The 13,184-nt window shown below is 59.0% G+C and carries 14 protein-coding genes and 3 pseudogenes; 2 read left to right on the forward strand and 15 right to left on the reverse strand.

Translation table 11 applies throughout. The annotated features are described in order from the left end of the window. Nucleotides 1-21: 21 nt before the first annotated feature. From ACZIRK_RS39985 to ACZIRK_RS40015, 7 genes and pseudogenes are all read right to left on the reverse strand, one after another. Nucleotides 22-777, reverse strand: a complete 756-nt coding sequence (locus tag ACZIRK_RS39985) for a FecR family protein (RefSeq protein ID WP_474419419.1) — start codon at nt 775-777, stop codon at nt 22-24. 93 nt (nt 778-870) lie between these two features. Beyond that, nucleotides 871-1,029 (reverse strand): annotated as a pseudogene (locus ACZIRK_RS39990) (FecR/PupR family sigma factor regulator); the annotation flags it as partial. Nucleotides 1,030-1,120: 91 nt separating this feature from the next. After that, on the reverse strand, nt 1,121-1,633 hold the full coding sequence (locus tag ACZIRK_RS39995; protein ID WP_130227844.1) for an RNA polymerase sigma factor: 513 nt from the start codon (nt 1,631-1,633) through the stop codon (nt 1,121-1,123). Then, nucleotides 1,630-2,256 (reverse strand): secretin and TonB N-terminal domain-containing protein, encoded by a 627-nt coding sequence (locus tag ACZIRK_RS40000; protein ID WP_474419415.1) that lies wholly within the window; start codon nt 2,254-2,256, stop codon nt 1,630-1,632. Before ACZIRK_RS40000 ends, ACZIRK_RS39995 begins: the two co-directional genes overlap by 4 nt. Nucleotides 2,257-2,877: 621 nt before the next feature. Continuing rightward, a pseudogene (locus tag ACZIRK_RS40005) lies at nt 2,878-3,816 on the reverse strand (IS630 family transposase). A 589-nt stretch (nt 3,817-4,405) separates the two neighbouring features. Continuing rightward, nucleotides 4,406-4,792, reverse strand: a complete 387-nt coding sequence (locus ACZIRK_RS40010) for an AMP-binding enzyme (RefSeq protein ID WP_130227842.1) — start codon at nt 4,790-4,792, stop codon at nt 4,406-4,408. Between the two features lie 188 nt (nt 4,793-4,980). After that, nucleotides 4,981-5,850 carry a c-type cytochrome gene (locus ACZIRK_RS40015; RefSeq protein ID WP_245474880.1) on the reverse strand — a complete coding sequence of 290 codons (870 nt, stop codon included), beginning with the start codon at nt 5,848-5,850 and terminating at the stop codon, nt 4,981-4,983. 394 nt (nt 5,851-6,244) lie between these two features. On the opposite strand from ACZIRK_RS40015, the gene ACZIRK_RS40020 reads away from it, so the two are divergent. Continuing rightward, nucleotides 6,245-6,460, forward strand: a complete 216-nt coding sequence (locus tag ACZIRK_RS40020; RefSeq protein WP_474419416.1) for a hypothetical protein — start codon at nt 6,245-6,247, stop codon at nt 6,458-6,460. Nucleotides 6,461-6,590: 130 nt separating this feature from the next. Here ACZIRK_RS40020 and ACZIRK_RS40025 read toward each other — a convergent pair whose 3' ends face one another. The 7 genes from ACZIRK_RS40025 to ACZIRK_RS40055 all read right to left on the reverse strand — a co-directional run bounded on the left by ACZIRK_RS40025 (nt 6,591) and on the right by ACZIRK_RS40055 (nt 11,866). Beyond that, nucleotides 6,591-6,920, reverse strand: coding sequence for a hypothetical protein (locus ACZIRK_RS40025; RefSeq protein WP_130227840.1), 330 nt, complete (start codon nt 6,918-6,920; stop codon nt 6,591-6,593). Between the two features lie 244 nt (nt 6,921-7,164). Then, on the reverse strand, nt 7,165-7,683 hold the full coding sequence (locus tag ACZIRK_RS40030) for an aminotransferase-like domain-containing protein (RefSeq protein WP_456645004.1): 519 nt from the start codon (nt 7,681-7,683) through the stop codon (nt 7,165-7,167). Continuing rightward, complete coding sequence (locus ACZIRK_RS40035; RefSeq protein ID WP_130227838.1) at nt 7,680-8,105, reverse strand: aminotransferase class I/II-fold pyridoxal phosphate-dependent enzyme; 426 nt, start codon at nt 8,103-8,105, stop codon at nt 7,680-7,682. The genes ACZIRK_RS40030 and ACZIRK_RS40035 overlap by 4 nt, the downstream gene beginning before the upstream one ends. Nucleotides 8,106-8,434: 329 nt before the next feature. After that, complete coding sequence (gene sorB / locus ACZIRK_RS40040) at nt 8,435-8,767, reverse strand: SorB family sulfite dehydrogenase c-type cytochrome subunit (RefSeq protein WP_130227837.1); 333 nt, start codon at nt 8,765-8,767, stop codon at nt 8,435-8,437. Between the two features lie 11 nt (nt 8,768-8,778). Then, a complete protein-coding gene (gene sorA, locus ACZIRK_RS40045; protein WP_474419417.1) occupies nt 8,779-9,987 on the reverse strand; it encodes a SorA family sulfite dehydrogenase catalytic subunit in 1,209 nt (402 codons plus the stop codon). A gap of 336 nt (nt 9,988-10,323) precedes the next feature. Beyond that, nucleotides 10,324-10,731 (reverse strand): DUF302 domain-containing protein, encoded by a 408-nt coding sequence (locus tag ACZIRK_RS40050; protein ID WP_130227835.1) that lies wholly within the window; start codon nt 10,729-10,731, stop codon nt 10,324-10,326. A gap of 163 nt (nt 10,732-10,894) precedes the next feature. Beyond that, nucleotides 10,895-11,866 carry an MBL fold metallo-hydrolase gene (locus tag ACZIRK_RS40055; protein WP_130227834.1) on the reverse strand — a complete coding sequence of 324 codons (972 nt, stop codon included), beginning with the start codon at nt 11,864-11,866 and terminating at the stop codon, nt 10,895-10,897. Between the two features lie 836 nt (nt 11,867-12,702). Between ACZIRK_RS40055 and ACZIRK_RS40060 the strand changes: the two genes are divergently transcribed. Further along, on the forward strand, nt 12,703-13,089 hold the full coding sequence (locus tag ACZIRK_RS40060) for a hypothetical protein (protein ID WP_474419418.1): 387 nt from the start codon (nt 12,703-12,705) through the stop codon (nt 13,087-13,089). On the opposite strand, the pseudogene ACZIRK_RS40065 reads toward ACZIRK_RS40060, so the two are convergent. Further along, nucleotides 13,064-13,184, reverse strand: a pseudogene (locus ACZIRK_RS40065) (ISAs1 family transposase); the annotation flags it as partial. The gene ACZIRK_RS40060 and the pseudogene ACZIRK_RS40065 sit on opposite strands and share 26 nt — an antisense overlap.

Here is a 13,184-nt window from a genome sequence, read left to right on the forward strand (position 1 = left end):
TTTTTGAGTCTTTTTTTGCCATCAGCCCAACAGCATGATGCCGCCGGGCAACGTCCGGATCCTGGCGTTGAAGGCCTGCTCCAACCGCGTCAGAACATCGTCCATCTGATTGATTCGGAAACGGCCATTGACCTCGCGCTTCCCAAGGACTGCATTGGTCAGGATGATGCGGCCCGGCCGATAACGGTTGATTTCCGCGACCACCTCCGCCAGCGGCGTCGCGCGAAAGACGACAATGCCACGTTGCCAGTCAGACGCACTCTCCATGTCGACCGTCGCAATTTGGCTAAGTCCGCTCAAGTCGTAGCGGATCTGTTGCCCCCGCTGAAGTTCCGCCGCGTTTGCCCCGTGTACAATGTGAACCGATCCATCGAAACAGGTGACGCACACGGCCCCCTTCTGGTCGGACGTTATGTGGCGGACGTCAAAGCGGGCAGTGTTCGCGATGGCCGAGCCGCCTGCGGCCAGCACCGCCAATGCTCGGCGCGTGTGGGACGACGTCGCAAACGACGCCTCACCCGCGATCAGTTCGATTCGATCGACACCATCCTGGGGATGGCGAATCGCAAGACTCGTCTGCGTATTCATGTTGATCGAGACATTCTCTGCAAAGGTCACGACCCGCTGCTCCCCGGTTCCGGTGCGAAAATCAGCGCGCACCTCGGATAGCGACGGCCATAAGCCTAACGGCGGATCGATAGCGAGATACGTCGCCCCGGCGGCCGCAGCCAATCCGCCGCCGAGCAGGACGCGCCGGTTCATGACCTGACGGCGCAAGCTCAGTTCAGAGAGATCGACGGCCAGTTCGCCCCCGCGATGGCGCAGGACTTCACCGATCGGTCCGACGTCGCGCCAAGCGCGACGCGCCGCTGCAAATGCCGCGGCGCGATCGGGGCCTTGCGCCAACCAGCGCTTCAACGCCTCTGCATCGTCCGACGTTACGTCCCCGGACAGCAATTTCTGCGCCCAGGCGACAGCCTCACGTTCCACCGGCCTAAGTTCGGCGGAATGGTCGCGCATTGTGGTCATCTCGGTCCCGCGCCGCCCGGCGCGTTGCTGCTATCGGCCATCAATGGCCCTTTGGCTTCAAGGACGATTCTCGACGGCCAAATGGACACGATCAATCCTGCAAATTCCTGAAACGTGCAACACAATGCTCGTGGGCGAGCCGCAATTCCTTTGTCACCAGGCGGATCGAAACGCCAAGCCGGGCGGCGATCTCCTCCCGCGACAGGCCGTCGAGGCGCCGGGCCAGCAGGATGGCCCGGCGACGCGGAGGAAGCTCAGCGAGCACCGACTCGAATGTCTGCAGATCGGAGCGCGCCTGCAAAGCCTGTTCGGGGCCAGGCGTCTCGTCAGCCAGATCGAACAGGCTGTCGATCTCGATGGCTGTCAGATGGCGTTTGTCGGCACGGCGCTGGTCTTCTGCCGCATTGAGAACGGCGCGGAAAAGATAGCTGTCGGGGCTTTGGACGACGCCGACGGAATCCGCACGGGACAGTCGTACCCATGTATCGTGCAACGCGTCTCCAGCGAGGTCCGCGGAGCCCAACCGCTTCGTCAGTCGTGCCTTGAGGTCATCATACCGATCGATGAACAGTCGTCGTAAGGTCGAAAGAGCTGCGTCCGTCAAGGTGCGCCTCTCGTCTGTCGCGCGACCGGGAGCGGGGCGTCGCAGCCCATGGTCACGCCGGCCGCTTGCGGTACGACCATAATGAGGACCGGTTGCCGGAATCCTGCGGGCGGCTCATCAAATCTGACATCGCGCAGGATTGCGTCTATGCGCCGATCGACGCCAACATTGCCAGATGAGCCAAGACGTTGCGACCGTTCGTTTGCGCCGGTTGGACCGATCCAGAACACTGCGACAAAGCGATAGTTGCCCGGAGGGGCGTCGCTGCTTCGACAGAATGCGTCTCGAAGTCGGTCCTGAATGAGACCATAGTACTGCCGATCCAACGCCGCCGAGCCCGACGGGCGTGATGCTGGCTTGCCGATTTGCGACGCCGGCAATAGCACGAACGAATTGTCGGCCATGAACCGCGCCGACAGCCCCGTTCCGGTCAGCAGCTTCTGCAAGGCCTCGCGTGGTGTGAATACACCATGGACATCGCCGGACACACGGCCTTGCGCAAGACTCGTATCGTAAAAGGCCTCCCGTCCGGTCACGTCTCCATAACGATCGAGCGAGGAAGCTAAGGGCTGCGTCGGAATGCTGAATTCGATCGGCCCGTCCATTGATGCGGTCTGGGCCAACCCCAATCCGGTCGTCGAAATAATTCCCGTCAACGCTAGCGCGGCCGCCCAAGTCCGCACGGGACCATGCCCAAGACAAAACAACTTGAAACCCGCTTCGATCCGGCCTGGCTATCGCTTCGACTTATTGAAGCCTAGACTGTCCGTCGTGTAGACAGGACAACAACTGCCGTCCACGACGTGTTCGACGATCCACTTGCTGACGGCCTCGAGATAATGCGTCGGCAACCGCCCCCGTCGCCGACGATGCCGCGGAAGCTAACGAGCGAATATTACCGTTTCACGACAATGAGATTGATTGGCAATGCGATCAGCCCCGTCGACGCGACGGCCTCGTGAGTTCGAGCTGTGTGTACCGAAGCTAGACTAACCCTGAGGTAGTGGTGATGAAGGCCGTATTGGTTGGTTGCGGGGCAACCACCGATACCGACATTCGGTTCAAGTAGCGATCTGACTGTGGGCGTCCCTTGCGTCCCGAACGTAAGTAGCAATCGGAAAGATCAACAAAAACAGTGCAGTTTGCTCGCGATTGGCCACCATTATCGCCGTTTATTCACGGTGTTTCGGTGGTCAATTGGTGGTCAGCCTCCAATCTACTCCGATCGCTAAAGCGCGATGGCATTAAGTTCGATAGCCTGAATTTTTGAGGTAGTTGGCGCATTCCTCGGAGGTGAAGGCATCGAGTGCATGGCCGATTGCGGCGCAAACCGCGTCGACGGTTCGCGCGGCAGCTTTGCGGAGCAGGTGCTTGAGCTTGGCAAAGACCTGTTCGATCGGGTTCAGGTCGGGTGAGTATTTTGGCAGGAAGAACAGTTTGGCACCGACCGAACGGATGAGCTGGCGAACTGCTTTGCTCCTATGGCTGCCGAGGTTATCCAGGACGACGATATCGCCGGGTCGAAGGACGGGCAGAAGAACCTTCTCGACATAGGTGCGAAAGCTCACGCCATCGATCGGCCCCTCGATGAACCATGGCGCATCGATCCGGTTATGGCGCAGGGCCGCCAGGAAGGTCATGGTCTTCCAGCGGCCATGTGGAACTTTGGCGTGAAGTCTGCGCCCGCGCGGCGCCCATCCCCGCAGGGGCGCCATATTAGTCCTGGTCCAGGTCTCGTCGATGAAGACCAGCCGCTCAGCTTCGACGCGACCTTGATATTTTGTCCACTGGGCTCGCCGCCGCGCGACCTCGGGTCGATCGCGTTCGCCAGCCGCCACGCTTTTTTTTGAAGCTGAACTTCTCGGCATGCACAACGTCCCACACCGAGTGGTAGTCGACCTTCAGGCCGCGGTCGGCAAGTTCGGCAACGAGACCGCGTATGGTGAAATCGCCGTCCCTGATCCGCTGCGACAGCCAGACTGCGTGGTCTCCCGAACCGCCTTCGGCTTGTGACCGCCCATCTGGCCGGGCTCAACGCTACCGGTCTCCTCGACCCGCTGCATCCAGCCGACGGCCGTGCTGATCGCCACCCCGAACTGCTTGGCCGCCCGATTGCGCGACATCCCGCCCTCGATCGCGGCCACGACACGCTTACGGAGATCCAGAGAATAAGGCTTGCCCATCCATGCTGGCCTCCTATCCAGCCAGCATGGTGAATCAGAAACACACTGATTTGGGAATCCCAAATCGATTCAACCTAACCCCATCCCGCTTTAGGTCAGGATAATTAGCGCTCGCGTGGGGTCTAGTAGGGTACGCCGGTAATTTTCCCAGCCAACAGCAGTTTATCGACTTGATCTCCATAGATGGTCCGACCGGCGCGGATCGACTGGGGATTATAGGCGAGTTGGCGCGGATCTCTAGGATGCAGCAATTATATTGATCGACGACACTGCGACCTGGTGGAGCAGAGTTGGTGGAGAGAATTTGCTCCAATCTACGGTTCGAAAAACGTCCCATTGAACTTCTCTCGCCAATTTTCCGTTCTGTATCGTCAGCAACCTGCCACTGCTACTTTTATGTTGGCATTAGTCAAAGAACTCACCGTGGGACATGACGAATAGCCGCGGTCTTCAGAAACCTAGTCTGGCTCTGCGGCAGCGAGGACAGGTGCTGGCGGCTGCTGCTGTTTCGCAAGACTGGCGGCGCACGGCTTTCGCGCGGAATCCTCAATCGATTCAATCTAATCCCACCCCGCTCTAGCGCCGGTTCTCACTGCAAACGCTGGTGAGCGGGTATGCCAAGAATAAGTTGTGCCAACGTTTGGCGATCAATCTCCCCGAGCGGGTTGCGCGGCACAGCATCCACGACCACCAGCAGCTCCGGCACTTTGTAATCCGCCAGCTGCTCCCTAGTGGCGCCCACAATGTTATCGATTGCCGCCTCGTCGCTACCGCCCTCAAGCTGCACAACGGCCGCCACACGCTGGCCTAGCACAGGATCCGGCGCGCCAAAGACCGCCGCATCGCGCACCAGCGGATGGCTCAGCAACGCTCTTTCGATCTCGATCGGTGAAATAGCGGACCCGCCGCGGACTATGACATCCTTCTCGCGACCAGCGGCCGGCGTCACGCTCCGGTACTTCATGCGTTGCGTCATCCGAGAATTCCTTACAAGGTTTTGAGCTGTCGGCGTCGCGGTACCGGTCGCGATCAACTTGATCGCGCCTCCGGATTTGCTCGCTGCTCCATTTCTTCCGCGGAAGCGATGTGCTCATCCGGCTCATTAGATAGTACCGAGATTTGTAATTCGGATTGCACCCTGCCCTGTCGCGCCAGCTCGATGGCTCAACTGCTCCACGGAGCGTCATGCAAGTCATGAAACAACGCGGAGACGTAGAGCAGCTCGTCCTCGAATTTTAGCTTCTGGCGGATTCCTTTCATCGCAGCGAACACAAACACCCGAACCGAGTGGTTGAACAACATCTGGCTTTCACGTTTTCGCACGGGTTCGGCGGCTGCGTGCGCGATGCTGCTATCGGGAATTGCGCTGCACCGCCTTCCGCAGCACACGGATCTCGGCCGGCGCAGCGGATCGCTTGGCAGCATGCCAGCACCGAGCATGGCAAGGCCGAGCATATTCATGTGATCGGGTGGATTTGGCGTCGGATTTCCTGCCGCCGGTACACTACGAATATACGCGATCACGGCCTTGATGTCGTCGTCGCTCAGTCGGCCGGCCCTGACGTAGGACATCAATGTCAGCCACCGGCCCTCCGCGTCGACGCCGTTACGAATTGCGCGGAAAATCTCGCCATCGGACCAGTGCTTCAATGGCCCGGCCGGAGTAAGATTTGCAGCCCCGAAGGACCCGATTGGAACCTGGAGTTCTACCGCGAGATCGTAGCCGCCGGTGAGCGTGCCAGCGTGTGAATGGCAGGCGCCACAAAGACGGTCGGCTATATCCTTGCCAGGCGCAGTGAGATCCGGCGTAGCCGCAACCTTGATATCGGGGATGGGCGCGGAGCGGCTGTGCCGCTTGATCATCCCGAGCGACGCGAGCGCGCTGGCAGACAACACCGGGACGGACAGCAGCGCCAACAGACCTGCGCCGCCCCATTTGCCGATGTGGTTTTTAACACGCCAAGTGCGGAAACCAGACCAGGCCAATAACGCAGCAATGACGATCAATACCACCAGCACAACGATGTTTTGCATTGCTACTCCTAGACAAATGATTGCGCACGCGGACGTGAACTGAGCAGAATGGAATCTGCCGGTCGTTCACGCCGACGACAAATCTCGCGAGGCAGCCGTCGGCAGCGTGCCGTCAAAGCTAGGCCACTGAGCGGGTGGCGTCGTGGGCCTAACGCGCCCGTTCGTGCCTTGCGCCACGCACGGGGTTGAACGTCGTCGCCCTGACTAGGCGAGACCGGAGAAGGCGGAAGCCACGGCGAAGCCGGCAAGCCCGATCAGGAAGACGGACCTGCGTCCATAAATTGCGTCCATAAATATCGCCAAGCCGTCCGCCGGTGATGAGAAAGACCGCATAGACCGCGGCTAGCCGGAAATGATGAGCTGCGCGTCCGCCGCCGTGGCGTGCAGACCCGACGTGATCGACGGCATCGCGGCAATGACGATTGCTTCATTTTTCTTTTTTCAACTTTCGTTCAATCCATATCCGGTGGGCGACGGCGAGCCCGCCGGTGAAACCCATCGCGCGGCAAACAAGGCAGGCAGTGACGGCGCGCATGGATATGATTCGCGGGAGTGGAATGGAATCAGACGAAGTGGATTGCCTCGCCTGTATGAACGTGCGTGCGATTGACAGGAGCGCGCCTCGACACCAACGGCAGCTTGTCGAAGGCAAGACGGCGCCGGCGGAAGGCTGCGGGTTTTTGTCCGCGAGTGGGCGCTCTATTGCGCTCTTGATGTGAATAACAAACTCGCCTTACCTGCTAATCCTTCGGTCGTACTAACCGTTGACCATAAAAGCACGTCTCCAGCTCAACGTAGCTTGGTGGGATCGAAGCGTCGTCAGCTGTTAACCCCATGCATATTTTCTTTTCGGACGGTGCAAATTGCGTCCATTGCTTTTGAAGCTGATCCTTTGCCTTTTGCTCGTCGTCCACACATTTCTTGATCGCTGCGCTCAAACCTACATTTGGGTCGAATACGGAGGCACTGTCGATTTTGCACCCCCGTTCAATGTCGAAGTTTGGAACGTTATGCGCAACCGTGACGATCAGTTGCGAAGCCAGGAGTAGAGGTAAAAATGAAATTATCATCCTTTTTCTTCCTCTTGCGTTTGCACGGACTGAAATAGCGCTCGCTTTCCGGAAATAAACCTGGCCCCGATGAGGCTGTATGGACCGGGGACCTACAGGCCAGAAAGGAAGCTAGATTCGGCCTGGGCATACCGCAGTTAAACTGCCTCGATAGATCAGAACCGCCGTCTGGTATTTTCAGTCACCCGGATGGGTACTCAGCGGCCCCTGTTAACGGCAACGCAGTTGGTTCGATTGCGTTGGCTCAGACGGATTTGGTCAATCGATGATTTAATGCGGTGGCGACGACATCCAATGCTCTGATGAGATCAGATCGACTGCTGGCGGCGCCGAGCGAGATACGAACAGCGTGAGGCGGAACGCTATCGACGGTGAATGGCTCGGAGCTGGCGACCGCAAGACCTTGTCTCTGAACATGCGGCGCCCATTCGGTGCTGGTCCAGTCACCCGGCAACGGGATCCAGATGTGATGGCCGTTGGGATGTGCCAAAAAGCAGTGTGGTGCGAGCACGCTGGCGGCCAACTTTTGTCTTGCTGCCGCTTCGGCTCGAATGGCGCCGATGATCGCATTGGCGCTGCCGTCCTGCAGCCACCGCGTGACAAGCGCGACGGTTAGTGGCGTCGGCATCTGAACGCTTGCGCGCAGCGCAGTCGCCAGAAGCTCCGCGGACGCGCGGCCGGGGGTCAGGACAAATGATACACGGAGGCCGGGTGCGATACACTTTGATAGGCTCGCCATGAAGTATGTCCGCTCCGGAATCAATGAGCAAGCGGCACCGCGTCCGGCTCGAGTGGGCCATAGGCGTCGTCTTCCAGCAGCAATACGTCGTTTCTCCGCACTATCTCGGCCACCTCCTCACGCCGACAAGGCGGCATTGTCGCCGTCGTCGGATTGTGGATAGTCGGAACCAAATACACCGCCTTGGGGGCATGTCGCCGACACGCCGCGTCAAGCGCGGTCGGAACGACGCCGTGCTCGTCCATCGGGACCCCGACCAGGCGAACGCCCGCATATCCGGCCGCAGCCCTTATCCCGGGATAGGTCAGCGCTTCAGTGAGAACCACATCACCCGGCGACATCAGCGTTTTAAGCAGATTGAAAATTGCGTTCTGAGTTCCCGGGCAGATCACGAGCCGATCACCACGCCCGTTCGCGATGCGCGAACGAAGCCACTCTGCAGCGATGTTACGCTCGGCTTGGCATGCTCCAAAGACTGAATTTCTTCCAACCGCCGGCCCCGACTTAGGGGATAGGGGCGAGGCTCTGAACCCACTTTCACCATCTCATTACGTTTTTCTGCGCGACTTCCCCGCGTCGTGAGCTGCCGCAAAAGGCAAGCGCCTTCCCGGAGAACGCGCCAAACTGCTCCCTGACTTCAGATAGTATTTGGTCGACCAGTATCTTCACCGGTGCCCGACTGATCCATATAGCGCCTCGAAGCCGTCCCGAGATCCACCCGTGAGGCCCCCGAGGCAGCGCGGGACCAGTTCGGCCGGATCGACAGGCAGTCGCTTTAATACGTCTGCGACAGATACTCGACGATCTTGCCGACGTCCGCTTCGTCGATCGGTGCGCCGTACACCTTGATCATCTTCATGACCTCGGCCTGCCAGAAATCCTTCTTAAACTTTGGGCCCTGTGGCTGAGTCTTTATGTAGTCGGACGAATGACACGCGGTGCAATTGCCTTGCGCCACCTCAAGGTTTGGCCCCGGCTTGAACGTGGCGGTTTCCGGAGGGAGCTCGTAAGAGACCGGTTTGGCCCGAACTGCGACGCTGATGCCGGCGATCGCAGCAACACTCGCCATCATCGATACTGCTCTCAACGCAGTCCTGTGCAAGGTCATGACTAGGCTCCTCAGGCTGCTGTAACAGACGTTGTTTCAATCACGTTGCGCATGTAGCCGGACGGATTCCATGTTGCAGTTTCGTGCTGTGTCTGCCCGGCCTGGTTGGTGGCGCGAACCTTGAGGTCATGCGCGCCGGGCGGCAACCCGACCGAGAGCTGCCATTCACGGAACGAATACTTGCCAAGATCCTTGCCGAGCTTGGCCGCCTGCCAGGTCATGCCGCCGTCGGGCGACAGGCTGACGTCCTTGATACCAGTTCCGCCATCGAAGGCGATGCCTTTGACTATTGTGGGGCCCCCGGCCTTCACCTTGGCGCCGTTGGTCAGGTTGGTGATGAAAGAACGGACGTTGAGGCGATTGATCGGCACTGTCGACTTCGGTGCGGCGCCGGGATCGACGCAGGCGCAGCTGTTGTCCGGGATCCGATATGCTCCTTTCATCCAGAAGCCATCGAACACCGAGTCGAGCACGGTGATCTCGTTCAGGTGCTTGACCCAATAGGTCCCAAAATAGCCGGGCACCACGAGCCGCAGCGGGAACCCGTTCAGCAGCGGCAAGTCAGTCCCGTTCATGGCATAGGCCAGCATCACCTCGCCATCACGGGCGTGATCGATATCCAGCGCCTTGACGTAATCCGGTGTTCTATCGCTCACCGGACCATCGAGGCCGCCGAACGTCACCTGCTTGGCGCCCTGCTGCACGCCGGCCTTATCGAGTACCGCTTTCAGCGGCACGCCGCGCCAACGTGCATTGCCCATGGCGCCGTTGGCGAGCTGACCACCGGCGACGCGTGGATCCGAAAATCCCCGGCTATTGCCGGAACATTGATTGACTGCCACGAGATCAATGGCCGGCATCTTCTTGATCTCGGCCAGTGACAGCTTCAACGGCTTGGCGACCTTTCCTTTGATCTCAACGGAGAATGTATCCGGATCGATCTCTAGAGGAATATCGGCGAGATGGTAGCGCACGAAGAACGCATCGTTCGGCGTGAGCACATCTTCATTGAACACCGAGAACGGCGTCTCCAACTGTGGGGGCCGGCTGGTCAGGCCGATCATCAAACGCTTCTGAGGGTATCTGACCAGCGGCCGCTCGCCATTGCCGAACGGCAACGTCACAGTCTCAGCCAAAGCTGAATTTGATGAAAATGGCAGAACGGCACCGGATGCTGCAAGCATAACTCCGGAGCGTATAAAGGTGCGTCTGTCGATCACAGCGGTCCTCCTGTTGCCTTGTGTCCAAGTGACGTTCAGCTCTCGCCGCAAGCGCCAAAGCGTTCCGCAAGATGATTGCCGTTCGAAAGCCACATCGTCGGTTGAGATCAAGCGATAGCGAAACCTTCATCACGCATGGCGGCGTGCATATTTCATCACGCTGTCATCGGCTTAGACCACCGAGTCGGCGGCGTCGTAGGCCTAACGCGTCCTTTCGTGCCCTAGGTCACGCACCAAGTTGGCGTTGTCGCCCCGCACATGAACACCGGATGCGTGACCGAACCGTTGGCGGATCTCCTCATCCGTTTCGATTTCATGACTGCCCTGGCGCTCTGTCTATTCGGGTTTCCCACCGGCGGCCTCGGCCGAGACGGCCGCCAGCATGGCTGACATGATGCCCACCGAAGGGAAAGCGTCCGGCGCCACGCCCTGTCCGGCCAGGATATCGCGGGGTTCGCGATACGCGATGCGGACGTGGCCTTCGGCGGTCTCATAGACTAAGACGCGCAACGGCAGGTCAAGGCCCAGCGTCTGGTGCGCCTGCATCAGAGGCGTGCCGGCGTTCGCCCCGCCGAACGTCACCACCGTGGTGCGGCCAAGCGTAAGGCCTGCGCCCCGCGCATTGGCGGCGTGGTCGACAATGCCGAACACCTCTACCTGCCTGTGCTTCACGCTGGCGACCAGGGCATTCAGCGTGTCGTCGAAAGGGCGGGAGGAAACGACGACGATCAAGCTATCAGTCATGTGTCACCCCTTGCAGCGGTTCAGACGTTCACACTGAGGCCGGCCAAGCCTCTTTGCCAATATTCCAGCTCGCGAGGCGGCGTTTCAATATCACTGCAGCCTGGATTGCGCCGTGGCACCAACCCAGCCCTTTTGTCGATGGCGGCACGGCCACGGCTACCGTCTACAGTCCTTCGTACACAAGTTTGGTGAAGAACTCCGGATCGATCACAAATCTTCCCCATTTGTCGTCGAAGGCCGCGGTCGGCTTCGCCGCAATGATTTCTTCGAGGGATTTCCCCTGTGACTTCAGTGCAACGATCTTATCGCGCACCGCGACCAGCATGTCGCGAAACTCGATCAAGTGAGCGCGGTTGCCGACCGGCCCATGACCAGGAACCAGGATTGTTTGATTCGTGGTGCGTTCGATAGCCTTGTTAGCCCAGGCGATGGCCGAATTGACGCTGCCGCCGTGTTCGTTGTCGATGAACGGATAGTATCCGTTCCAGAACGTGTCGCCGAAGGCCATCACATCGGCCTTTTCAAAGTACACCAACACATCGCCGTCAGTATGGCCGGGGCCGAAATGTTCCACCTTTATGGAGTCGCCCGCAAAGGTGAAATCCCTCTCATTTTCCACGATGATCGTCGGGCGCGCGCCGGCCGGAAGGGGAGCGAACGTCCAATTCCAATCATCGATGCGAGTGGTATCGGAAAGATGCTTCAGCGTATTTCTCTGTGCAATGATCGTGGCGCCGGCTGCCTGCATCCACTCGTTTCCGTCGGTATGATCCCAGTGCCAATGGGTGTTTACGACATATTTCAAGGGTGACGGGCTGATCTTATTGAGAGCCGCCTCCAACTTGTCTTTCGACGGCTTGATGCCGGCATCGACGAGGAACTTGCCCTCGCTTCCCGACAGAACCACGATATTTGCCCCGGATCCCATCAGGACATTGATATTGCCGCGCAAGGGCACGGTGACGATGTCGCCCTTGGCTCGCTCCAGATATCGCGCGCCGGCCCCGGTATGGAAATAGTCGCCTTTTACGGGTGCTGGCGCAGCGGCAAGTGCGGCGGCAGCATATCCAAAAGCAAGAAGAGCCGAACATAGGAATACGGCGGTCGATGGAATCGCAGGCAGGTTTGTCGGCATGATGTCCTTCCCTGACCCATACTAATTCAGCGTGGATGAGAATGGGTCTACTGGCTATTAGATCCGCACGCAGCCTTGTCGAAACGCACGCTTTGGATCGGCTCATTCCGTCGGTGCTAAGGGCATATGCGACCATCGCGTATGCTTTCCTTCACTTCCGATTGTTACGCTGATCGTCGATCTCGAAAGCCACGAGCTCTCAGATTGTGCGACAGGCGGTAGCCGCGGGCTTTGGCCTTCGCCTGCGCAGGTTCTATTGCAACGTTTGGAGTCGGGGTCGCGTGTCATCTGCGACCCACCTGACATTCCAGACAATCCAGACAACGTCTGTGGTCACCAAAGATGCTGGGCCGAGCAGGTTGATGGCTCTGTATTGATCGTCGGACGCACTGACGAAGGTGCGCTCGGTACTAGATGGTTGGTATGGCGAAGGCTTCACCGACGTCTTGTAGAAACGCGATGCCAAAAGCGAAATTCGAGAAAGTGTTCGAGGCCGATGCCTTTGGACGTTGCAGGACAAGCAGACGCCCCCTTTCGTGGGATCGCCTCATCAAGGCGGTCAATCTATCGGCCAAGATTTCCGTGCAATGTCCAGAAAATCCTATGATGCCGGAAAGACGCGGGCGGACAGCGCCGTGTCTGTTCCCGCCTTTAACCCTGATGACCAAACCTGTCAAAACCGCCAATGACGGCAGCCATCGCGCGATGGTACAGCCAGAATTACTAATCTTGGTACTGTTCTATGCTCGGGGCGGAACAACTTTACTCGCTAGAACGAGGTAGCGGTACGGCAACCGCACTGCTGCCGAACGGAGAAAGTCATGAGACTTGTTAGGATGAGCAAGGACAAAGTCGGCCTCCTGGTGCTTCTTCCCACTGGCCTGCATGTGATCGACATCGCAAACAGCCTGGGTGTCTTTGCACCTCACGATCCGTTGTCAAACGGCCTTCTGAACGGCGCGCTAAAGGACGGTTGCAATTGGTCGCTGATTGTCAAGCATTGGGCTCACTTGCGATCGCCGCTCAAAAAACTGGCGAGCGTCGCTATAGCCAATCCAGGTCACTCATGCTTGGTCATGCAGCCGTTCACGGAACAATTGCTAACCGAAGATGCCACGGATGGCATCCTCGCGATCGATATAACCGACAGTGAACGTCCGGAAGAGCAGGATCCGAGGCGCCGGCCGCCATGCAGGGCTATCGCATATGGCCGAGCAAGGTGAGGAGGAAGCTGTCGTCCCAGCCGGCGCGCTTGATTTTTCGACGTATGGAGGTGGGACCAGGACAAGACCGAAGGATGTTGAGCGCGAGCCTGCGC

It is taken from the genome of Bradyrhizobium sp. Leo114 (genome assembly GCF_055229415.2).

Coding starts and splice junctions, on each gene's coding strand:
- ACZIRK_RS40060 (WP_474419418.1), top strand. CDS start 12,703: ATGAGCAAGGACAAAGTCGGCCTCCTGGTGCTTCTTCCCACTGGCCTG.
- ACZIRK_RS40050 (WP_130227835.1), bottom strand. CDS start 10,731: ATGACTGATAGCTTGATCGTCGTCGTTTCCTCCCGCCCTTTCGACGAC.
- ACZIRK_RS40015 (WP_245474880.1), bottom strand. CDS start 5,850: ATGCAAAACATCGTTGTGCTGGTGGTATTGATCGTCATTGCTGCGTTA.
- ACZIRK_RS40025 (WP_130227840.1), bottom strand. CDS start 6,920: ATGATAATTTCATTTTTACCTCTACTCCTGGCTTCGCAACTGATCGTC.
- sorB (WP_130227837.1), bottom strand. CDS start 8,767: ATGACCTTGCACAGGACTGCGTTGAGAGCAGTATCGATGATGGCGAGT.
- ACZIRK_RS40010 (WP_130227842.1), bottom strand. CDS start 4,792: ATGACGCAACGCATGAAGTACCGGAGCGTGACGCCGGCCGCTGGTCGC.
- ACZIRK_RS40055 (WP_130227834.1), bottom strand. CDS start 11,866: ATGCCGACAAACCTGCCTGCGATTCCATCGACCGCCGTATTCCTATGT.